The organism is Fictibacillus nanhaiensis (assembly GCF_023715445.1).
Taxonomy (GTDB): Bacteria; Bacillota; Bacilli; order Bacillales; family Fictibacillaceae; genus Fictibacillus; species Fictibacillus nanhaiensis_D.
This window is the reverse complement of the sequence record NZ_JAMBOD010000001.1, coordinates 1,294,964-1,316,143: the sequence shown is the minus strand read 5'-3', so window position 1 is coordinate 1,316,143 and position 21,180 is coordinate 1,294,964. Positions and strand designations below refer to the sequence as shown.

Annotated in this window: 21 protein-coding genes and 1 pseudogene; 18 read left to right on the top strand and 4 right to left on the bottom strand. The window is 37.9% G+C overall.

Annotation, left to right across the window (positions count from 1 at the left end; genetic code table 11):
• Positions 1-26 precede the first annotated feature (26 nt).
• A complete protein-coding gene (locus M3196_RS06790) occupies positions 27-803 on the top strand; it encodes a protein-glutamine gamma-glutamyltransferase (protein WP_251321468.1) in 777 nt (258 codons plus the stop codon).
• Positions 804-846: 43 nt separating this feature from the next.
• Here the strand turns inward: M3196_RS06790 and M3196_RS06785 are convergent, their stop codons facing one another.
• Complete coding sequence (locus tag M3196_RS06785) at positions 847-2,154, bottom strand: murein hydrolase activator EnvC family protein (RefSeq protein WP_251321467.1); 1,308 nt, start codon at positions 2,152-2,154, stop codon at positions 847-849.
• Between the two features lie 221 nt (positions 2,155-2,375).
• Here M3196_RS06785 and M3196_RS06780 point away from each other — a divergent pair, with 221 nt between their 5' ends.
• The 4 genes from M3196_RS06780 to M3196_RS06765 all read left to right on the top strand — a co-directional run bounded on the left by M3196_RS06780 (position 2,376) and on the right by M3196_RS06765 (position 5,491).
• Positions 2,376-3,257 carry a GNAT family N-acetyltransferase gene (locus M3196_RS06780; RefSeq protein ID WP_251321466.1) on the top strand — a complete coding sequence of 294 codons (882 nt, stop codon included), beginning with the start codon at positions 2,376-2,378 and terminating at the stop codon, positions 3,255-3,257.
• Positions 3,258-3,444: 187 nt separating this feature from the next.
• Complete coding sequence (locus M3196_RS06775) at positions 3,445-3,999, top strand: sigma-70 family RNA polymerase sigma factor (RefSeq protein ID WP_251321465.1); 555 nt, start codon at positions 3,445-3,447, stop codon at positions 3,997-3,999.
• A gap of 4 nt (positions 4,000-4,003) precedes the next feature.
• Positions 4,004-4,684 carry a hypothetical protein gene (locus M3196_RS06770; RefSeq protein WP_251321464.1) on the top strand — a complete coding sequence of 227 codons (681 nt, stop codon included), beginning with the start codon at positions 4,004-4,006 and terminating at the stop codon, positions 4,682-4,684.
• Positions 4,685-4,726: 42 nt separating this feature from the next.
• Positions 4,727-5,491 carry a DUF4931 domain-containing protein gene (locus tag M3196_RS06765; RefSeq protein ID WP_251321463.1) on the top strand — a complete coding sequence of 255 codons (765 nt, stop codon included), beginning with the start codon at positions 4,727-4,729 and terminating at the stop codon, positions 5,489-5,491.
• A gap of 39 nt (positions 5,492-5,530) precedes the next feature.
• Here the strand turns inward: M3196_RS06765 and M3196_RS06760 are convergent, their stop codons facing one another.
• On the bottom strand, positions 5,531-7,162 hold the full coding sequence (locus tag M3196_RS06760; RefSeq protein WP_251321462.1) for a M20/M25/M40 family metallo-hydrolase: 1,632 nt from the start codon (positions 7,160-7,162) through the stop codon (positions 5,531-5,533).
• A 160-nt stretch (positions 7,163-7,322) separates the two neighbouring features.
• On the opposite strand from M3196_RS06760, the gene M3196_RS06755 reads away from it, so the two are divergent.
• The 6 genes from M3196_RS06755 to M3196_RS06730 all read left to right on the top strand — a co-directional run bounded on the left by M3196_RS06755 (position 7,323) and on the right by M3196_RS06730 (position 13,898).
• A complete protein-coding gene (locus M3196_RS06755; RefSeq protein WP_251321461.1) occupies positions 7,323-8,027 on the top strand; it encodes an ABC transporter ATP-binding protein in 705 nt (234 codons plus the stop codon).
• The gene (locus M3196_RS06750; protein WP_251321460.1) at positions 8,011-9,330 is read left to right on the top strand and encodes an ABC transporter permease; all 1,320 of its coding nucleotides are present in this window, start codon (positions 8,011-8,013) and stop codon (positions 9,328-9,330) included. The genes M3196_RS06755 and M3196_RS06750 overlap by 17 nt, the downstream gene beginning before the upstream one ends.
• Before the next feature lie 291 nt (positions 9,331-9,621).
• Entirely contained in the window at positions 9,622-10,305 is a 684-nt protein-coding gene (locus tag M3196_RS06745) for a peptidase E (RefSeq protein WP_251321459.1), read from the top strand.
• Between the two features lie 68 nt (positions 10,306-10,373).
• Positions 10,374-10,958 carry a superoxide dismutase family protein gene (locus M3196_RS06740; RefSeq protein WP_251321458.1) on the top strand — a complete coding sequence of 195 codons (585 nt, stop codon included), beginning with the start codon at positions 10,374-10,376 and terminating at the stop codon, positions 10,956-10,958.
• Positions 10,959-11,312: 354 nt separating this feature from the next.
• Positions 11,313-13,061, top strand: coding sequence for a mechanosensitive ion channel (locus M3196_RS06735; protein WP_251321457.1), 1,749 nt, complete (start codon positions 11,313-11,315; stop codon positions 13,059-13,061).
• 108 nt (positions 13,062-13,169) lie between these two features.
• Positions 13,170-13,898, top strand: a complete 729-nt coding sequence (locus M3196_RS06730) for a ZIP family metal transporter (RefSeq protein WP_251321456.1) — start codon at positions 13,170-13,172, stop codon at positions 13,896-13,898.
• A gap of 48 nt (positions 13,899-13,946) precedes the next feature.
• Here the strand turns inward: M3196_RS06730 and M3196_RS06725 are convergent, their stop codons facing one another.
• Both M3196_RS06725 and M3196_RS06720 read right to left on the bottom strand, forming a co-directional pair.
• Positions 13,947-14,612, bottom strand: a complete 666-nt coding sequence (locus M3196_RS06725) for a DUF2642 domain-containing protein (protein WP_251321455.1) — start codon at positions 14,610-14,612, stop codon at positions 13,947-13,949.
• A 118-nt stretch (positions 14,613-14,730) separates the two neighbouring features.
• The gene (locus tag M3196_RS06720) at positions 14,731-15,564 is read right to left on the bottom strand and encodes a hypothetical protein (protein ID WP_251321454.1); all 834 of its coding nucleotides are present in this window, start codon (positions 15,562-15,564) and stop codon (positions 14,731-14,733) included.
• A gap of 335 nt (positions 15,565-15,899) precedes the next feature.
• On the opposite strand from M3196_RS06720, the gene pyrH reads away from it, so the two are divergent.
• The 7 genes and pseudogenes from pyrH to M3196_RS06690 all read left to right on the top strand — a co-directional run bounded on the left by pyrH (position 15,900) and on the right by M3196_RS06690 (position 21,167).
• The gene (pyrH, locus tag M3196_RS06715; protein ID WP_251321453.1) at positions 15,900-16,634 is read left to right on the top strand and encodes a UMP kinase; all 735 of its coding nucleotides are present in this window, start codon (positions 15,900-15,902) and stop codon (positions 16,632-16,634) included.
• 105 nt (positions 16,635-16,739) lie between these two features.
• A complete protein-coding gene (locus M3196_RS06710) occupies positions 16,740-17,288 on the top strand; it encodes a spore germination protein (RefSeq protein ID WP_251321452.1) in 549 nt (182 codons plus the stop codon).
• A 95-nt stretch (positions 17,289-17,383) separates the two neighbouring features.
• A pseudogene (locus tag M3196_RS22195) lies at positions 17,384-17,554 on the top strand (Ger(x)C family spore germination C-terminal domain-containing protein); the annotation flags it as partial.
• Between the two features lie 136 nt (positions 17,555-17,690).
• Positions 17,691-18,563 (top strand): hypothetical protein, encoded by an 873-nt coding sequence (locus tag M3196_RS06705; protein WP_251321451.1) that lies wholly within the window; start codon positions 17,691-17,693, stop codon positions 18,561-18,563.
• A 160-nt stretch (positions 18,564-18,723) separates the two neighbouring features.
• The gene (locus M3196_RS06700; protein WP_251321450.1) at positions 18,724-19,809 is read left to right on the top strand and encodes a copper resistance D family protein; all 1,086 of its coding nucleotides are present in this window, start codon (positions 18,724-18,726) and stop codon (positions 19,807-19,809) included.
• A 21-nt stretch (positions 19,810-19,830) separates the two neighbouring features.
• Positions 19,831-20,079, top strand: a complete 249-nt coding sequence (locus M3196_RS06695) for a YusU family protein (protein ID WP_251321449.1) — start codon at positions 19,831-19,833, stop codon at positions 20,077-20,079.
• A 170-nt stretch (positions 20,080-20,249) separates the two neighbouring features.
• Complete coding sequence (locus M3196_RS06690) at positions 20,250-21,167, top strand: proline dehydrogenase family protein (protein WP_251321448.1); 918 nt, start codon at positions 20,250-20,252, stop codon at positions 21,165-21,167.
• The last annotated feature ends 13 nt before the right edge of the window (positions 21,168-21,180 follow it).

Here is a 21,180-nt window from a genome sequence, read left to right as displayed (position 1 = left end):
ATCCTGTGCAGACAGGGGGGAGAGAATTGATTTTTGTTAATGGCTATTCCGTAGATACTGCCCAAATCTCGGGTTTTAACCAGCTGACATCCGCCCAGAAACAGATCGGTCAGAAGCTGAAAAACTCTAGAGAGTCTTTTTATTACAGAAGTCCTCACCAATTTTTGTTTGAAGTGATTATGCGTTCGAATATCGTTGCTGCAGCCTATGCTATGCGCGACAGCGGTGCGGGGTTTTCAACATTTGTAAATGCTCGCTGTAATCCTCAATATTGGAGACGTACCGCTTATGGCGGGTTCTTACTTCGGCCGGATGTGAATCCTTCTGATGCCATAACGGATATATTCATTAATGGAAAAAGGTATGGCTTCGAATGTACTACTGCGATCATGATCATGCTGTATAAAGCAGTCCTTGAAACGATAGGAACGAGAATGTTTAATCAATTATTTAACGGATTGCTTCTTTATAGCACGGAGCACGATGAAGACCTGCAGATCATAGCGGTGCCATCCGGTTCATCCATGCCAGGAGATGTGAGATATATCAGAAATCCTGACCATCATCCTAATACACCGCAATGGCAAGGAGAGAATGTGATTGATCTTGGAAACGGTCTAGTGTTCGGACATGGAATCGGAACGGGTACAATCGGTGAGATCATCGATGTACTCAATAAAAAAAGAAGGCCTGGCGCTACAGTGCCAGCATTTTTAACAGCAGAGATTATCCGGCCGAATTACAGGCTGATGTCGGAATACACACGGCATCCGGTCCGCCGGCTTCTTGGGGGAGTCATATAAAAAAGACGCAGAGAATAAAAATCTCTGCGTCCTTTTATGTGTTTTATTGAATATATGGTCTTGGGTTAACCGCGTTTGACTTTGAAGCATTCCAAGGTCCTTTATGCAGCTCAAAGTGGAGATGCTGGCCGCGTGAAGCGCCTGTATTTCCTTGATAGCCAAGGAACGTACCTTGTGAAACTGATTGTCCCGATCTTACAGCTGGAGTTGTTCTCATATGAGCATAAACCGTTGTATATAATTGACCGTTAATATAGTGAGTGATATACACACAATTACCGTAACTACTAGAATAATAAGCTTTAGAAACTGTGCCTGATGCAGCTGCAACAATCGGTACAGTGCTTCCGCCTTGTGCTATATCCATTCCATAGTGCATTCCAGAGCTTCTATATCCGAAGTTTGACGTGATTACCCCTTGTGTAGGGAAGATGAAATCACGAGATACCGGAGTTGGAGCTGGTGTTGGTGCAGGCGGAGGTGAAACTGGTCTTGAAGAACCAGAGTTTGAAGAGCTTTTTGCTCTTGCAGCCGCTTCCGCCTTAGCTTTTGCTGCAGCTGCTTCTGCAGCGGCTCTTGCAGCCGCTTCTCTCTTCTTACGTTCTTCTTCCTCTTTCTTCGCACGTGCAATTTCCGCTTTAATAGCAGCTTCTTGCGCAGACAGCAATTCGTTTTTCTCATCCAATTGCATAATATGATCATGTAAATGTTCTTCTTCTTTTTCCAATTGTGCTAGAAGAGCATTTTTTTGCTTTTTTTGGTCTTTCAGTTTTTGGTTAAGTCCTTCAAGCTCATTTAAGCTTTTATTAAGGGATGTAAGTTCACTTTCAACTTCTCCCTTTTTCTTTTCAACAGAAGCTTTATCTTGCTTATGCTCTTCTAAAATCGCTTTATCTTGCTCAGCTATTACGTTAAGAGCAAATACGCGATCCAGGAAATCACCGAAATCTTTTGCGCCTAATAAAACATCCAGATAATTTACTGCTCCGCCGCTTTCATACATAGAACTTACACGTTCTTTTAAAAGTTCGTCACGTTCTTTGATTCTCTTCTCAAGCACTTCGATTTCTTCTTTCAGCTTTTCAATTGAAGCTTTTGTTTCTTTAATAGATTCTTTTTTGTTTCCGATTTGGGTAAGGGTCTTACCTATGGAAGACTCTAATTCTTCTATTTGCTTAACCATATAATCTTGCTGATTTTGATTTTCTTTTAATTCGCTCTTTGTTTTATTCTGTTCAGAGCGGTTCTGCTCTTGTTTTTTCTTTATAGAAGACAGGGTTTCTGCCGATACGGTATATGTACTGAATGCTAGACTGAGAGACAATGTAGCCATCACAAGCTTGCGTTTCAAAATGGGTACTCCTCCTTGTAAGTGCAAATGTTGCCAATTTCTTTACAAAAGTGATTATAACATTGATTGATGGTCAATTATCGCGAAATAATATTACATTTATATTTCAAAATATTACACTATGAAACATAATTCGACTTGATTGTGTAACAATTTGTATTTTAATGGAATTAACGTGGTATATTTAGATTGATAGATTACATAAAAAAGTAGGTATAACTATGGATATTACGTTACAAAAAAGTAACCCTTTACATAAACAGCATAGAGAAGCTCTTTATCCTTTGTTTGATGTAGTATTTGGCATTCCTGCATCTATGCTCAACGACTACCATAATAGAGGTTTTTGGAATCCGGATTATTGTCCATATACACTTTTTAAGAAGAACTGTGCAGTGGCAAATGTTTCCGTAATACCCATGCAATGGATCATAGATAGTGAGTTAGTAACAGCAGCAGGCATACAGTCTGTCATGACTCATCCTGCTGAAAGAGGTAATGGGTATATGAAGAAATTGATGAATACAGTATTAGAGGACCTCAAAAATACCTCCTCTCTGATCTTTTTGCAGACGGAAAATCCTGCGCTTTATGAAAAGTATGGGTTTGAAAAGGTGGAAGAACATATATTTATATCAGAGGCTTACCAGAATCCAAGCTTAAAAAATAGTTTGCTAAGAAAGATGGACTTTACCCTAGAAGAGGATGCTGAAGTTATTAGGTCTTGTTTTGCTGAGCAGCGTCCCAACTCGCGTATTTTTTCACCTGTGCACTATGAACATTCACTTTTTCTTAATTTATATAATCCTTATTTTTCAGAAAAGACGTTTTATAGTGTGACACTTAAAGCATTAATCGTTTATGAGGTGCAAGACAAAATTTTAAAGCTGTATGATGTGATTGGCAAGTCGGCTATAAGCCTCGCTGATATTTGTAATGTCATCCCAGAAGTGTTTCATAGATTAGAAATCTATTTCACGCCTGATCAATTGGTACCAACACACTCTTTAGAAACAAAAAAGAAACAGGGAACTCTGATGGTAAAGGGAAAGCTTCCTGTTGCCAAGCAGCCGATAGCATTTCCTTTCACAGCATCTTTTTAACACGTTAAGAAAGTATAACTTGTTAGCTGATTGATGTGAGATGCAGTTAACAAGTTCAGGAAAAAAGTATAAGTTCAACTAAGGCTGACGGATAAGGCTTGCGTCAGCCAAGTTTCCTTTAAAATTTTTGAATAAAAAGTATAACGGCAATCGTCTATATATATAAGAGACGAAAGGGGGAGAGGACTTGAAAATCATACCAAAAACGGGGGGTCAGGAGTTTTTTTCACAAGGTCTAAGTCAAGAAGAATGGCTGATACAAATCATGGAACTGTATGAAGACAAAGTGATCAGGCTGGCTTATACATACGTTAAAGACAGAAAACTTGCAGAGGATTTAGCCCAAGAAGTATTCGTTAAATGCTTTGTACATAAAGACAATTTCAGGAGTGAATCATCTGTAAAGACATGGGTATACGCCATAACCGTTAATCTATGTAAAGATTATTTAAGAAGCGGATGGAAAAAGTACATTCATGTCATTGACCGCCTGGGAAAATCCAAACAGTCCTCTGCTATGACGCCCGAACTTACTATCGTTCAAAAAAGTGAACACGAAGCTTTGGCAGATGAAGTTTTAAAGCTTCCACTTAAATATCGCGAAGTTATATTGCTTTTCTATTATAAAGAACTGTCAGTGAATGAAATCAGCCAGATTTTACATAAAAAAGAGCCGACAATCCGGACCTTGCTTCAACGCGGACGAGAGATGCTGCGGCGTAAATTGGAGAAGGGGAGATGAAATCATGGAAGATCCTCTAAAGCAGCTGCCTGAGATATTAAACAATGGCCGAATGAAAAATATTTCTTTTAAAGAAGAGCATAGACAGAAGGTTCTGCAGAAGACCCGTGAACTAAACAGACCTCCTGCTCCAAAAAGCTGGTTGTATCATTGGTTTCACCAAAGTCTAAGCTTGGCTCTTGGAGTAGCGTTCATCTTTATATTTATTCAGTTTGCACAGAGCACACCGCCGAAAGCAGATGAGCAAAAGGATGCTGTACAAATGGTGAAGATTCCTTATGCTAATCAGGCCATCTTGACAAAAGCAAGGCATGATATGAGAAACTATCATGATGTTACAGGAATAGATGCTTACCAAAAAGGTGATACATTAACGGTTCACATTATATTCCCAGATAATTTGTCACGAGATGACCAGATAGATTTAACTAAATCATACTTAAAAGAAGTATCTCACTTAACAATGAATGAACCATATGAAGCGCAGGATTACTTGGGAGCGCTTTGGAATTATGTTAATGTAAAAGTATATACAGCAGGATCAACCGATGATGACATGCTTGCTGCCAGACTTCAGGTTGAATTCGGATTTGACTCGCTTGGTTCAATTGATAAAAAAGAAGGTATATTAAAATGGGAACGAATTTCTGATAATAATCAACATTTAAAAGGAAATGTTCAATAAAAATAGAAGATACAAAGCAAACAAACAAAAGCGGTGAAAAGCATGAAAAACACACATATAACTTTCTTTACTGATATAGGAGCACAGAAACCAAACAGCATTCGCAACAAAGAAATTCCTTGTCCTTTTTGTCGCATTGATGAGCTGGAAGAAGTTCTCGATAAGAGCGGTTCAATTATTCTAGTGAAAAATAAGTATACGGTCCTCGATCAAGCCTATCAAACGGTTTTAATTGAAACGGACGAATGTGAGGGCGAATTATCTAATTATACGAAAGAACATCTCTATAAGGTGCTTTCTTTTGGAATAGAACATTGGGAACGGATGCTGCAAAGCGGGAAATACCGTTCGGTAATGTTTTTTAAAAACCATGGACCGTTATCCGGCGGGACTATCCGGCATCCGCACATGCAGATTATCGGTTTAAATGAGGTAGACTGCCAGCATGATTTTTCAGTGAGCCAGTTTGACGGAATTCCAATCATAGAAAAGGAAGGAGTCAGATTTACGGTTTCGAATCAACCTCGTGTAGGTTTTTACGAACTGAACGTGATCTGGGAAAAATACACCGAGCTTTCCTTATTCGCTGATTGCCTTCAAGCTGGAGCTCATTTTTTACTCAACCATTTTCATAGGAACTGTACAAGCTACAATTTATTTTTCTATAAAAATGAGGGGACCACGTACTGTAAGATTATGCCTCGTTTTGTTACATCACCGCTCTATATGGGGTACGGGGTGCAGCAAGTGGCAAACAATATTGAAAAGATTGCTGAAAAGATAAAAAGCATCTATTTTTCTGCATAATGAGAAAACCAGATCCAATTACAGGATCTGGTTTTTGTCTTAACTTTGTTTGTTTTCAAACAGAGTTTCCATTGCGAATACGATCAATGGATGGGTTTCATCTATCACTTTATTAATTTCAAGGCGTTCGGTCCATTGATGAGCATCCTTGCCTAGAGGACCAATGTTGATTACTGGAATATCTATCTCCCTCATGTCATCAAAAGGTATGTTATATCGTGATCCTAAGAGAGGGAAGTTGCTTGTGAATGAGGAGAGATCACGTGCATCTCCTTTAAAACCGATATAACTTAGATCCGATAAACCACTGAAATAGTGAACATTCACGAGCCTGCTGTTGAACTTTTCTTGAGCATGCTGCACCACTTTTTCTGTTGTAAGTTTTATGAGTGGATGATCACTAGAACAGACAGCCGGATAAAAAGGCGGTGTGTAAAATAAAACGGTCATTGGCGCCATGTCTCTGCAGAGGCTGGCAAGCTCAAACACATATTGAATAGTTAACTCCCGTTCATCTGCATTAGGATTGTTCGTTTGCAGCATGTTTTCTCTTCGGTCAAGCTCTTCCTGACCGTATTTTTCTACTGCGTGTTCATAGAGCTCATTAAAAGTAATGACTTTAATTTTTTCTTTTTTAGGTGTAAAAGGAACAATCTTAGATACTTCCTGACTTTTTTTATAAAGTCTGTTTTCCAATGCTGTTGCAGCTTTTTCAGCACTTTTTATGAGCATAGAGGTAATCTCTGAAAGCGGTCTGTTAAAAAGCATTAAGTTAAAAAGCGTTACAGCTGCATGTGGAATTTGAACAGAATAATGGTCTTTTAAATCTTTTTGAATGAGATTAGTAGGTACTGGTGTTGCTTCATCACGAAATGTTTCAACATAGTCTACGTTCCATTCCAATTCTCTCGTAATCTCAGCCACCATAGCATTTCCATTCATCCCCGCAAGAGGTTCTCCAACGTGTGTTTCTTTTCCATAGCAAAGAAAACCAGGAAGAATTTTTCCGGTAGAACCGGTATACATGTAAGGTGATGTATCGCCAGGATATTTTGTAAAACTCGGTTCCCCGTTTAGACAGGCGATATATTTAATATCATATTCTTCTTGAAGCTGACGCAAAACACTGACACCAGCAAGCATACCCTCTGAATGAACTTCCTCATCCGGCACAGAAATCATAAGAACATTGCCTTTAAAGTGACCGGTTGCTGCTTTTTCAATCATTGATATATGAAGTGCTACGCCGGCTTTCATATCCATCGTCCCCCTTCCGAACAGCCAGTCGCCAGAATTCAGATCTTCTTGAACAAAAGGATGGAGAAGATGTTTGTTTTCAATTATTTTCTCGCTTAATTCATCCGGACGAAAGGCTAGATGCTTCCATTCGCCAAAATCTTCAACAGCTACAACATCAAAATGACTTAAAAGAATGATTGTTTCTTTGACAGCTGGATCATTTTGAACGAATGCTGTTATTAGCTTTCTGCCATCAGGAGTTGGGTGATGGCGAACATGATCAGGATGATTCGTAAAATATTCAAGTGAAGAAAGAGTATGGTAGAGATGCTCAGCCATAAACATTTCCCCATCATGATTCGTGATACTGGGTATGGATACAAGATCTTTTAATAGTTTCGTATAACCCTCTTTAGACTGCCACTTTAACATATGTGCCCCTCCTTGATGTTTGCCTTTGTTTACTATACTACTCTTTCCCTATAAATCCTTTTTTAAAAAAATCCCATGGGAATGTATTGACATTTAATAATCATGAATGGTATATGTGTATTATGATAAATAGTACACTTAATACATAAGGGGTGGGGAAATGATTTCTGTAAGTAATTTATCTTATGCTTTTAAGATCGGAAGGAAAGGAAAAGAAAATATCGTTCCTGTACTGCATGATGTGAACCTTCATGTTGCAGAAGGAGAAATAGTTGCCGTTGTAGGCCGAAGCGGGTCTGGAAAATCAACTCTATTAAACTTGATTTCTGGTTTTATTCAGCCGGAAGTCGGGACGATCACGATCAATGGAACAAAAGTAAGCGGATTTTCAGAATCAAATTGGGCGGAGTTTCGCCTTAACCATCTAGGGTTTATCTTTCAAAGTTTTCAGCTTATTCCATCCATGACTGCGTTTGAAAATGTGGAACTTCCACTCGTTTTAAAGGGAGTGGGAGAGAAGGAAAGAAGAGAAAGAACGAATGAAATGTTAAAGCGTGTAGGTCTTGAAGCGTTTCGAAACCATTATCCGGGCGAGCTTTCAGGTGGACAGCAGCAGCGTGTCAGTATAGCAAGAGCACTAATCTTGAACCCGCCGCTAATTTTGGCGGATGAACCAACTGGAAGTCTGGACTCGGAAAATGAAAAAGAACTTTTATCTTTTATAAGAGAACTTAACAAAAAATACGGAATTACATTCTTAATGATTACACACGATCATGAGGTAGCTTCCATTGCTCATCGTAAAGTTGAAATCATTGACGGTTATTTAAAAGAAGGGAGAATGCTTCATGAAGTTCAAAGATAAGCACCGATTTGTAAGTAGCAATATGAAGAAAAATAAAACGCGTGTCTGGATGACGATTTTAGCGTCAACAATCGGATGTGCCTTTTTAATCATGCTGGCATCCATCGGTTTTGCGATTCATAAAACAGCAGTAAACGACGTAATGAGCTTCCGCATGGTAAATGAGATTCAAATTCAAAAAGAAGGCGGCATGATGACGGAAAACGATGTCAAAAAACTCGAACAGATTGAAGGCGTTAAAGCTGTTACACGAAAAAAATATACACCGGCAAACCAGCTATCTTCTGGTGAATATAATACATTTGCCAACGTGATGAGTGCTCATATGCCATCTGAAGAAAAAGCTGGCTTCGAATTAGATAAAGGACGAATGCCTAAGAGCAAAAATGAAATTGTGGTAGGGTATCATTTTGCAGAGGATTTGAGAAAGGATGTTCCAGAAAATTATTTGGAAGGATTAAGTGAAGAAGAAGCGGAAAAAAAGATGAAGGAACTCAGCTATGATGGTGAATTGCTGAACAAAACACTGACTTACTATATGAAGACAGATAATCCTGCTATTAAATTGGATAATCCTGTCCAAACATTGGATGTTAAAATTGTCGGAATCGGAAAAAAGCCGGCACGGGAATGGGCACATGATAATTCCGTATTCATTACTGAAGATTTATACAATGAAGTAATCTCAATTTTAGGAAAACAAGATCCTAAAATCGCATCCTCTGATAAGTTAAAGAACTATGGTGAAGTAAAAGCATTCACGGCTTCTGTTGATGATGTTCAAGAAGTAACAGACCAAATTGAAAAGCTGGATTACCTGACGTATTCCATTATTAAAGAACTCAAAGAGATGAATGTCTATTTCACCTTATTTAAAGCAGGATTGATTTTTATCGGTGCGATTGCGGTTCTCATTGCATCTATCGGAATATTTAATACGATGACAATGGCCGTAATAGAAAGGTCACAGGATATTGGGATCATGAAAGCAATTGGAGCTACTCCTAAAACGATTAAGCGAATTTTTCTATTAGAAAGCGGCTATATCGGATTGTGGGGTGTGGGATTAGGTACACTTCTAGCCTATTTAACTAGTTATGGCGTAAACTTTGCGCTCCCTATCATTTTTGAGCAGTTTATTAATGAAAAACCGCCGGAAGGATTTATGCTGTCCTATATTCCGTGGAGTCTGACTGCCATTGCGGTTACAATCTGTATGGGTGTTACATTACTATCCGGGTGGAGACCAGCAGCTAAAGCAACAACAGTAGACGTATTAAAAGCATTAAGAAGAGATGTTTAAAAGAGAGCACCAGCCGTGTCGAAGCGGCTGGTGTTCCTTTTTATAGGCAGTGTCTGTCTGAGGTGTACATTCTTAGCTGGAAAAGTAATTTGGTCAAATTATATGGTGATTTGGTCAAATTATCATTAAAATTTGTCAAAATATCATCAATATTTTTCAAATTATTCATCAAATACGTCAAATTACTTTTAACTTTTATGAAATTTGTTTTTCCTAGAAAGATAGTAAGCTTCATAGAACAGGAGTTAGATGTCAACTGGCGAAATCTCATAAAAAGGAGTGAAAAACAGTATGAAACAAATAATCGCAATGGGTGGCGGCGGATTTTCGATGGAGCCTGAAAACAAAAAGCTTGATCATTACATACTTGCGCAATCAAAAACTGAAAAACCTAATATTTGTTTTATCCCGACTGCAAGCGGAGATTCAGAAGGCTATATCGAACGCTTCTATAAAGCCTTTAAAACGGAGAAATGTGTGCCAGAGCATCTTTCTTTATTTTCTCCTCCCCAAAACTTAGAAGAGTTTGTAAAGAAACAGGATATTTTATATGTAGGCGGAGGAAACACGAAGAACTTACTTGCACTCTGGAGAGAATGGGGGCTGGATACACTTTTAAAAAAAGCGTATGAAGATGGCAAAATCTTAGCGGGACTAAGTGCAGGGTCACTTTGCTGGTTTGAAGAAGGTGTGACAGATTCTTTTGGACCGCTTCGCGGACTTCAATGTTTGGGGTTTATCCAAGGAAGTCATTGTCCTCATTATGACGGAGAAGAAGAGAGAAGACCTGCATATCACAATCTGATAAAAGAAGGATTAAAAGACGGTTATGCAGCAGATGATGGAGCCGCACTGCATTTTATAAACGGAAAGCTGCACCGCGCTGTAAGTTCTAGAGAAAAAGCAAAAGCCTATTTTGTGCACCTTGAAAATGAAAAAATCAAAGAAACAATGCTTGAAACTCATTTTCTTTAAAATGATGTTTAAAGTTCTGATGATTGGGCGGAAAATAGAATATCGCTAATCATCAGGAGGTAAGGTCTTTGAAAAAAATAATGAACACTATATTGTTAATCATGCTGGTCATTGTCTTAGCATCATGCGGAAACAAGAATAAAGACGAGCATAAAAATCATGATATGGAAGTGTCGCAAGCTGCATCCAGTAAGGTAAAAGGCGGGGCATATATTGTAAATCTCGTAGACACTAAAGGGAAAAAAGCGGGAGAAGCTACTTTAACCCAAACTGCTGAGGGTGTATCGGTAGAAGTAAACGCCACTGGCGTAAAGCCTGGTGAGCACGGGATCCATTTTCATGAAAAGGCAATATGCACACCGCCTGATTTTAAGTCTGCAGGAGCTCATTTTAACCCTACGGATAAAAAGCATGGCTTTTTAAATCCAAAAGGCCCGCATGTCGGTGATATCCAAAATATTACGGCGGACGAAAGCGGAGTTATTCAAGATGAAGTGCTGGCTACTATGGTCACACTTTCAGAAGGAAAATCAAACTCGCTGTTTGCAAATGGAGGAACTGCACTCGTCGTTCACGATAAAGCAGATGATTACAAAACAGATCCTGCCGGAAATTCTGGTGACCGTGTATTGTGCGGCGTTATCAAGAAATAAAAAACTAAGCTGGCTTCATTCGTTCATGAACGAATTGGAGCCAGCTTTCTTATTTAACTTCCTGTACTCGTAATAGCTAGGCTCATCCAGATATACCACTTTTAGACGGTGTAAAAAATCCGTAGCTTTCCCTAACCGGTATATCCCAGAACAATTGGTGCGAGATTGCACGATGTTTGACGCTCCTTTTTGAAAGCGTTTGCACAAAACAACAATAACGGTATTAAATACGAGTCGATTAAAATTGTAATATCCTCACCCCCATTTTTTAAGCTTTGAGTTTAGCTGTCTTTCTCATTGGGAAAGTAGAGCTTATGAAGAGGTATTCATACTAAGCTTAAAAGGAGGAAGAAAATGTACGATTACAACGGAGTAATGGATTCTTGGATGGCTTATTTAGGGAGATTGCCAGATTTACTTCTAGCTATTCTTGTTTTATTAATTGGCTGGCTCATCGCCTCATTAGTCTCAAAAGCAGTGAAAAAGGCACTGCATGAAACAGATTTTGATAATAAAGTAGCGAGATGGATGAAACCTGATTCAGAAGGTGATCATGTTGAAAAAACGAGGTCAAGCAAGTATTCCTCAGAAGAAATCATCAGTAAAATAGTTTTCTGGCTTCTTATGGCTGTTGCTATTGTCATGTTCTTGAACATGCTTAGCCTTCCGTATGTAGCACAGCCTATTTCAAACGCTTTAGGTGTTATTGCAGCTGCGATTCCAAATTTATTAAAAGCTGCGCTAATTGCAGCAGTTGCATGGTTAATTGCTTCTGGTTTATCAATCTTAGTAAAAAAACTTGGTCAGAACACATCCTTCGAAAGACTTCTTAATCGATGGAAACTAACTCGTGATCCAGGACAGTCTGATAAAGCCGTACTTTCTGCATCCAAAGCAGTCTTTTACCTTACATTGCTTCTGTTCTTGCCTGCAGTATTAGCTGCTCTAGGCATTGATGCAATTTCTGAACCGTTAGAAGGAATGCTGACTGGATTCTTTGCATTCTTACCTAAACTGCTAGGAGCTGCTATTATCCTGTTTGTTGGTTGGATTGTAGCCAAGGTTGTAAAAGAAATCCTAGTAAACTTTTTACAAAGTATTGGTACCGACCGCTTAGCGTCTAAATTAGGTGCTGAACGCGCTTTAGATAAAACATCTGTATCACAAATCATTGGTACGATTGTTTATGTATTTATTTTGATTCCAGTTGTGATCTCAGCGCTTGAGACGCTTGATATTAAAGGAATTTCTGGACCTGCTATCGGAATGCTAGGACAGATTATGGATATGATTCCAAACATTATCGTTGCAATCATTCTAGTTGCAGCCGGAATATGGATTGGAAAATGGGTTAAAAATGCCGTAACTTCATTGCTCGAACGCGTTGGCTTTAACGGGATCTTCCATAAGATGGGGCTTGGATCTCTTCATAAGAGTGATCAAACACTTTCCATCTCTCAAATTATTGGTTACGCTGCGCAAATTGTAGTTGTTTTATTATTTACGATTGAAGCACTTCAGCTTGTAAACCTTGAAAGCTTAGTTAGTATCTTATCAGTTGTTTTAGCTTACATTCCAATGGTACTTACAGCGGTACTTGTTCTTGGGATTGGATTCTATGCAGGTGACCTCGTAAAACGTGTGGTTATGAGCATGGTAAAACAAAAAACAGAGGGCAAGCTGTTAGGAAACATTGCGAAATATACGATTATTACGCTAGCTTTCTTTATGGCTCTTGACCAGCTTGGCGTTGCTAAGACAATCGTAAATGCTGCGTTCATTCTTATCTTGGGCGGTTTCACCATTGCCTTTGGACTTGCTTTTGGACTAGGCGGCCGCGAAGCAGCGGGACGTACGCTTAACAAACTAAGCAGAAGAATGGAGCAAACAACCATTCAAAGTCCTGATCCTGCAGAGTGGAAAGATAAAACAAGCTTAAAAGATTTTCGAACGGACAGCTCTAAAACTGAAAACGAATCAGCGAATGTTGATTTAGAAAAACCCCATACGATTGCACGTGATCGTCAGTTTAATCATTTAAATACACCAAGCGATGAGTTTGGTATTAATAAGAACAACGATCCTAAACGCAACGATTTTTAAATATAACTTATGAATAGTGGACGCGACTTTGCGTTCACTATTCTTTTCTATGCGTATATAAAAAATGTTTTAAGGATAAGGTGATAAGAAAAAGAGAGGGGTTAAAGAATGCTGCAAGCCGCCTTTTGGGGAGGGATAGCAGGTTCGGCTGTATTACTGGGATGTTTTACAGGGCTTGCCTTTCATATTCCTAAGAAATGGACCGCCTGGATCATGGCGTTTGGAACAGGTATTTTAATTGGAGCTGTTTCTTTCGAACTCTTAATAGAAGCAGTTGAACAAAGCAACTTAAAGATAACTGCAATCGGATTTATCTCCGGTTCTGCCATTTTTACTATAATAAACAGCATTTTATCAAGGAAAGGTGGGCATGAAAGAAAAAAGTCAGGTTCCAAAAAGGTGAAAGGTGTAGGCATGGCTATCTATTTTGGTACCCTTTTAGATGCTATACCTGAATCTGTTTTGATAGGCGCGAGTCTCATTGAACAAAGTAAGGTTAGCTGGCTGCTCGTTGTCGCCATTTTCTTAAGTAACTTTCCTGAAGGGTTGTCCAGTTCGATCGGATTGCTAAAAGAGGGGTTCTCCAAAAAGAAAATAATAGGAATGTGGATCTCTGTTTTCTTAATCTCTGCAATTGCGGCTTTACTGGGATTTATATTATTAGAAGATGCATCTGTTTCAACGCTTTCATTGATCGGTGCATTTGCAGGCGGAGCAATTATGGCTATGGTAGCTTCTACGATGCTGCCAGAAGCTCATGAAGATGCAGGATCGGCTGTTGGTTTGATTACATCCATAGGGCTGCTAAGTTCATTGGTTCTGACCCATTTTTCATAGAGATATTAAACAAGCAAAAAACTTCGTCAATACGAAGTTTTTTTATTTCTAAGGAAGATGAAGCGTTTTTATATGCTGGATATTTAGAAAAACACTCTTATTCCTCTTAATTGTCAACTGTATTTGACCATTATCGAGTTTAACTAATTTGCCAATCTTATTTTGGTCTTTTCCTAAGTCGAAGATAACGAGCTTTCCTTCATATTTTTTACATTGTTCTGTAAACGTTCTGGCAAATGTCAAGTTAAACGGTACTAATGGCAATTCTTCGTTTGTGAGTGTATAGGGTCTTTCACTTTCTTTATATGGAATGAGCCACTTAAGGTGATGCATCGGGATCAGCATCATTTTATAAACAGGTGAGTAGAAAATGAAGTAATCATTCATAATGTTTGTGATATATCCGTGGATGGACTGATTACTAGTGATAAATATCTCTGAAAATAACCCTTTTGCGTTTGTTAATATTTTTCTGAAAGAAATGCTTTCCTCTTCTAAGTTAATAGGAACGCTTTTAGGTTTTTCAATTTCTGTTTCGTTTTCTGTACTGCTATTAATACAATGAATATGCATTTTAGGTACATAGATAAATTGCTCACCGTCATAAACAACAATGATATCTGAACCAATATCGATCATCATTCCTATAATCCTATTTTTCCCGCTGATTGAAAGTTCAACGGTCTTTCCAATAAACTTATTGTAAATGCTCAAAACTATCCTCCTATCATAAATAATCTAGCTTCTAGAAAAAAAGCATACGAAATAGACAACCTTTAATTAAGCAAATAAATGTCCTGTTTTCAGATAAAAACAGGACTATTCATTACATTTACAGTTTGGACCAACCTTGATCAAGACCTGCTAATCTTGGTGGTCGTTCACCGTGTTTTTTAGACTTTTTTCTCTTCTTCCAGTTGCTAGACGATGAAGAGGAAGATTCGCTTCTTTTATGAGAAGATTCCTTCTTGTGAGAGGATTCTTTCTTATGCGAAGACTCTTTTTTATGAGAGGATTCTTTCTTGTGAGAAGACTCACTCTTATCGAACCATGAAGATGAAGAAGATGAAGATTCCTTTTTGTTTGAGGACTCTTTTTTATTCGAAGACTCTTTTTTATTTGAAGACTCTTTTTTATTTGAAGACTCTTTTTTATGCCTGCTGCTGCTTTCATCTTTACATCCGCCAACTTGGCTGAAGCTCTTAATATGCTTAATGGTGATAAAGATGACTTCGTCGCCTCGGATTACTTCAATCGTACTGCCTTTTACTGCAACAAGTACACCTGTAACGCTGTCTGGTCCTCCACGATTAATTTTTACTTTGTGTTTGATGAAATGCTTTAATACATCACAGAATGTATCATTGGTGCATCTCTTTGGATTGTGCCGGAAGCAAATTTCATCTGCTTCAAGGACAATGGCTTTTACATGGCGAAGCTGATAAAAGATTAGTTCTTTATCTTTATGATCCTTATCTTTGCCCTTATCTTTCCCCTTTCCTTTACCATCTCTATCTTTCGATTCAATAGCAAGGAAGTCTTTGCCTACACAGACCAATCTCCCTGCTCTTGATTCTGGACCACCAGTATTAACCTGGATTTTTTGGCCTAATAATTTGCATAACTCTCTTGAAGAAAGTTCTGTTGGACAGTCATTCTTTTTCAAAAATATTTCCTCCTGATAATGATTTTGACTACTCTTGTCCATGCATTATATGTATCTTGTTACTAAAAAGGCATAGGTAACGTGTCTATATTTCAAAAAAATGGTCAAACGTTTAATTTCAATTTAATTATGGTTATTATATTTAAATTTCACTTACCCAAGCTGGTAAGTATATAATGAAAGAAGAGAAGTAGAGGAGGCGGTATTGATGGTTAATGTACAAAAAATAGTGCAGCAGAACTCAAAATATCCGCCGTCTTTTAACCAGGAAGAACAGATGACTAATTAATTGTCATTTGTTCTTTTTTTGTATAGAGGAACAGGAGGAGAAGAAGATGCGTTATAGACGGGTTTTAATTAAGCTAAGTGGCGGAGCCCTTGCTGGGAATCAGGGAACAGGGTTTGATCATCTTTCTTTAAATCACATAGCAAAAGAAGTTTTATCCGTAATTGATAAAGGAATTGAAGTGGCAATCGTCGTTGGCGGAGGGAATATCTTTAGAGGAAATTTAGCAGAATATTGGGGGATCGAAAGAGTAGAAGCCGATCAGATAGGCACACTTGGAACCGTCATTAACAGCTTAATGCTAAGAGGTGTTTTGAACAGTAAAATGGACCGGGAAGTTAGGGTAATGAGTTCGGTTCCAATCAGTGCAGTTGCAGAACCTTATATTAGGCTAAGAGCCGTTCATCACTTAAACAAAGGGTATGTGGTCATCTTTGCAGGAGGAAACGGCCAGCCGTATGTTACGACTGATTATCCTGCTGTACAAAGGGCACTCGAGATGAATTGCGATGCTATCCTTTGTGCAAAACAAGGTGTTGATGGAGTGTATGACAGTGATCCTAATCGTTTTAAAGAGGCGAGAAAATATGCTACTCTGCACTATGACGAAGCGATTCGCAATAACTTAAAAGTAATGGATCAATCGGCACTCATTCTGGCAAGAGACCATGGTTTGCCCATCCATCTATTTGATTTTAATCAGGAAGGTTCTTTCTTAAAAATTTGCAGCGGAGAAGACATTGGGACCTTTATTAGCCATAATATAGAAACTGCACTTGTTTAAACAAATGGTTTAAAAGGCATTCCAAGCATCAGCTCCGAATGCCTTTTTGTATATTTAGCCATGTCTTTTCTCATATTAAATAAGAGGAAAGAGGGGACTATCATCATGATGAAATGGTTAAAAAAGAAACCGAAAGAACAGAGTCATACGATCGATCTATCAAATAATACATATGCAAACATCGTAGAACTAATCAATGCTAAGGACTCTGCTGACTTTATTCACTACCCGCAGAAGACCGTTTATCATAAGATATTCATCTCTTATTACAAAGCGATGATCGATGGAGAATTATTGCATCGTGATGTACTCCCTTACCTCATTCACAGCAAGGACTTTAAAGCGCTAAAAGACTTAAAGGATATTCTTCCAATTGAAAGTGTAACGATTACAAATGATATAAAAGAGATTCAAAACAAGCTATTAAGAGGATTTATTGTTGTACAGGTTGGTGGATACGACGAGGAATGTGCGGTTATCCGGGCTGAAAATTTTTCTACTAACCGTCCTGTATCTGTATCAGAAATTGAATTCTCAGTAATCGGTCCTAAAGAAGCTTTTATCGAAAACTTGGACAGCAATGTCTATTTAATCAGAAGAAGGCTTCCTGTACCTGAACTAAGTTTTAACGTTTCATTATCAGATGATTCCTAAAGATCTTCTTGCACCGTTGATTTCGTCCCGTGTAAAAAGCCAAATATTGAATTAATTGAAAAGACTTTTAAAATGCATGTTGAAAAAGATGCAAAAAAATTATTGCGAAATTTCAGCGGTTACAAATAGATCCTCTTGGTCTTGGTGATCAAGTTAGGCGGCGTGAAAAAGGTTGGCACTTTATAACTTTCAAAAAACAATATCCTGATATGAAGATAAAATTAACAACAGATATTGAGATCATTGAGTCAGGCGTAATTGAATAATAGGTTCATACAGCTGCCGGTTTTGTGCAGCTGTTTTTCATTTGTTTCTGCCAAGCGCGGACAAAAAGAAACATCTTATCCGAATAGATATATAGTTATTATTCTTTAATAGCGAGTTTAAAGGGGGCAAATTGCTTTGAAAACAACAGATGAGAAAATTAAACTCCGCAATCATTGGTTCAAAATTATTTTAATCAGCCTTTTTGCAATGGTCTTGATGTTTAAGATTGCTGTAACCAGATTTACGTTTCATTTTTCCGATATGCTGGCATTCATTCTGGCTATTTTTGCAATCGGTATTTGCAGTATGTTCTATGTTAAAGTGAACGAGGCACTGCAAGCATTTTCAGCAGCAGGAAAATTATTGCTGCCGTTCAGCAATAAAAACAATAAAGTAACTGAAGAAATAAAGGAACAAGAGGTACAAAAAGAAGAAACCATTTTAGATGAATCTGAAAGAAATGGACTTGAACGTCAATTATTAACACAGCAAGAACAAGTTAAACGCATGAAACAAGTACAAAAAGAAATTACCAACAGATTAGTTGCAGAAGATCTTCATGAAGAGGACAAGCGCGACTACATCGAATATCTCCTGCAAAAAGAAAAAGAGATCATGCTTACAAAGCAAGAGATTGTACGTATCACTACGTTACTGGAACCTGCCGAAGAGACTTCAGATGAGGAAGTCCATGAGCATGATGAAGAATTTGAAGATTATCAAGATGAACATTCTGTTCAGACTGCCACAGCTAAAGACATCGTGCAGCTGTTAGGAAAAGAATTTGTATTAAACGCTACACTTGAACAGTTTAACCATAAAATGAGAGAGATTCAGCATTCAATTACAATTGAGACTGCAAAACACCTTAAAGAAGAAGGGCTGATTGACCCTTACTTTAACGTAACGCGTAAAGGATTAAAAGAATTCAGACGTGCTGCAAAAAAGTTCAGTTATGAAGATGGTGTGAAATTTCTATCTAAAGTTGTACAAAGAGGAAATCGATAATTAACAAATTAGCTGGTTCAAAAAAGCCGTAGATTAAAGGCTGGATTGAATCAGCTTTTTAAATATATGGAAATTCGTCATATTGTCATTTCTTTTTTTACGTCTTTTCCCGTTCCCTGCTACAATAGATATAGATTGTTAAAGAAGGAGTTTGTTTGTCATGTTTATTGTTGCTAAGGCACTGCTGTATTTGTGTTTTTCCATACTGATCGGTGCTTTCATCCTATATTCTTTACCCAAACCAAGCAGTCCGGTCATTCGTATTACAAAAAAGTGGCTCCTGATTCTAATAGCCTTAGTGCCTGTTTTCGGTATAGGAGAATTGTTAAGGCTTACGCTATATTTAGGAGAGGACTTTGGTTATTGGCTAACCTTTCAAAATATCGTTTTTAGTTTTGAGGTTGGAAAAGGGTGGCTGTTTTTAACAGGCATATCTGTTTTATTATTTTTTATGGTTTTATTTAATGAGATAAAAGAAGAACGATTTTTTGCAGGGTTGTCTTTGGTGTTATTAACGGGAATGGCTGTTTCGGTAGGTTATGCAAGCCATGCTGCTTCTTTAAGTCAGTTAGGCATAATAGCTCATTCACTGCATTTTGTTGCAGTAACAGCATGGTCGGGTATACTCCTTGTTACAGGTTTTTTCAGCAGCGGGAAAAACCCGGGTCAGTCGTTTTATACATGGTTTACCCCTTTTGCACTAATTTGTCTTTTGACAGTAATCGGGGCTGGTCTTTGGCTGATGTCTTATATCGTACCAGAATATGTGAATGGCTATATGCTGGATTATGGCCAGGCGTTGTTAATAAAACATATTCTGCTGTTTATCGTTGTATTTTACAGCTTGATTAATGGTGTATGGCTAAAGAAGAAGCTAAAAGAAGGAAACAGCACTTTTCCATTATTAAAATGGATTAAAGCTGAAGGTATTGTATTATTTTTGGTATTCGCTGCCACTGCAGTAATGAGCCAACAAACACCTCCGCATAATGTTGCAGAAACATTGAAAATGGAGAAACCTTCACAGTTATTTTCGTTTGTTACAGGGATGAATCCTGGAGCCAACCCGAACTTAGGAATCGATTTGTCACTAATGAGTTTTGTTTGGCTTTTTATGGGAGTTATTCTTTTAATAGGAGTATTCATTGGGATCAAACGAAAGATTGGTTTTCTTCCCGCGTTTGCAGGATCAATTCTAGCAGCCTGTTCACTTTATTTAGCAGTGATGTCTTCGTTATCTCTTTAAAAGAAAGTGAGGCGTTAAACAATGGATAAAAAATTGCGATCACAGCTTGACGGACTTGCTGAAAAATATTCAGAGCTCTTGATTGGCAGTACAGAACCTGAACATGTTGAAATGGTAAAAGCTTATGTTCTTTATTCCTCAATTGCTAAAAGCATGCCGCCACTCGCGAAACACTGGAACGATCGTTATCCCGATGCAAAAGAAGCGATGAAGGAATTAATTAGTGAGATAAAAAAATTAAACGAAGCACACCGTGCATCAGATAAATAGAATAGAAAATATAAAAACAGCTTATGGCTGTTTTTTATTTATAAATAATTTAAATTTTGCAAAATCGACAAACTTCGCAAAAAAGATGATATATTTAAAGCGGTTACATCGATAAAAAAAATTAACCAGTTTTTATATAAATTTTAAAGTGTAATAGGGGGGCCATTGGATTGGAACAAGTAATGCGTAATTTTTTCTTATTTTTAGCTAAAAACAAACCAATGACGAGTCTGGCTAAAAAGTATGGTTTGCGTTTTGGGGCAGCACGTTTTGTAGCAGGAGCAACACTTGAAAGCTCGATTGCGGCGATAAAAAAACTGAATGAAAAAGGAATGCCTGTTACGATCGATCATTTAGGTGAATTCGTTGATAACGAACGAGAAGCGGCTGAAATGACAGAGCATTGTATTCAAGCGATCAAAGCGATCGATAAAGAAAAACTTGATTCACAGCTATCGTTAAAGATGACATCCATGGGCTTGGATATTAGTGATGAACTTGTTCTTAGCAACATGAGAAAAATTATGGATGCAGCAGTAAAACATAATGTATTCATCACGATTGATATGGAAGATTATTCTCGCTGCGAAAAAACATTGCATATTTTCAAACAGCTGAAGAAAGAATATGATAACATTTCAACGGTTATTCAGGCATATCTATATCGTTCATTAGAGGACGTGCAAAATCTTAACGAATATCAGCCTAATTTACGTTTAGTAAAAGGTGCATATAAAGAATCTCCAAGCGTAGCTTATCCTGAAAAGAGCGATGTTGATAATAACTTTAAGAAGCTTATTGAGACTCACCTGCTTAACGGCAATTATACAGCTGTGGCAACACACGATGATGAAATTATTCAATATACAAAAGACCTTGTTGACAAACACAACATTCCTTTTGATCAATTCGAATTCCAGATGCTTTACGGAATTCGTGTTGAGCGCCAGGATCAACTAATGCAGGAAGGCTATAAGATGCGTATATATGTACCATACGGAAATGACTGGTACGGCTATTTTATGAGAAGACTGGCAGAACGCCCGGCAAACGTATTATTCGTTTTAAAAGGTGTGTTTGGAAAATAATAAATGTAATTGA

Bases quoted from the DNA above. Each gene is read 5' to 3' on its own strand.
- M3196_RS06760 (WP_251321462.1), bottom strand. From the start codon at position 7,162: ATGTTAAAGTGGCAGTCTAAAGAGGGTTATACGAAACTATTAAAAGAT.
- M3196_RS06695 (WP_251321449.1), top strand. From the start codon at position 19,831: ATGGATAAAAAATTGCGATCACAGCTTGACGGACTTGCTGAAAAATAT.
- M3196_RS06750 (WP_251321460.1), top strand. From the start codon at position 8,011: ATGAAGTTCAAAGATAAGCACCGATTTGTAAGTAGCAATATGAAGAAA.
- pyrH (WP_251321453.1), top strand. From the start codon at position 15,900: ATGCGTTATAGACGGGTTTTAATTAAGCTAAGTGGCGGAGCCCTTGCT.
- M3196_RS06700 (WP_251321450.1), top strand. From the start codon at position 18,724: ATGTTTATTGTTGCTAAGGCACTGCTGTATTTGTGTTTTTCCATACTG.
- M3196_RS06735 (WP_251321457.1), top strand. From the start codon at position 11,313: ATGTACGATTACAACGGAGTAATGGATTCTTGGATGGCTTATTTAGGG.
- M3196_RS06765 (WP_251321463.1), top strand. From the start codon at position 4,727: ATGAAAAACACACATATAACTTTCTTTACTGATATAGGAGCACAGAAA.
- M3196_RS06780 (WP_251321466.1), top strand. From the start codon at position 2,376: ATGGATATTACGTTACAAAAAAGTAACCCTTTACATAAACAGCATAGA.
- M3196_RS06745 (WP_251321459.1), top strand. From the start codon at position 9,622: ATGAAACAAATAATCGCAATGGGTGGCGGCGGATTTTCGATGGAGCCT.
- M3196_RS06710 (WP_251321452.1), top strand. From the start codon at position 16,740: ATGATGAAATGGTTAAAAAAGAAACCGAAAGAACAGAGTCATACGATC.
- M3196_RS06770 (WP_251321464.1), top strand. From the start codon at position 4,004: ATGGAAGATCCTCTAAAGCAGCTGCCTGAGATATTAAACAATGGCCGA.
- M3196_RS06730 (WP_251321456.1), top strand. From the start codon at position 13,170: ATGCTGCAAGCCGCCTTTTGGGGAGGGATAGCAGGTTCGGCTGTATTA.
- M3196_RS06755 (WP_251321461.1), top strand. From the start codon at position 7,323: ATGATTTCTGTAAGTAATTTATCTTATGCTTTTAAGATCGGAAGGAAA.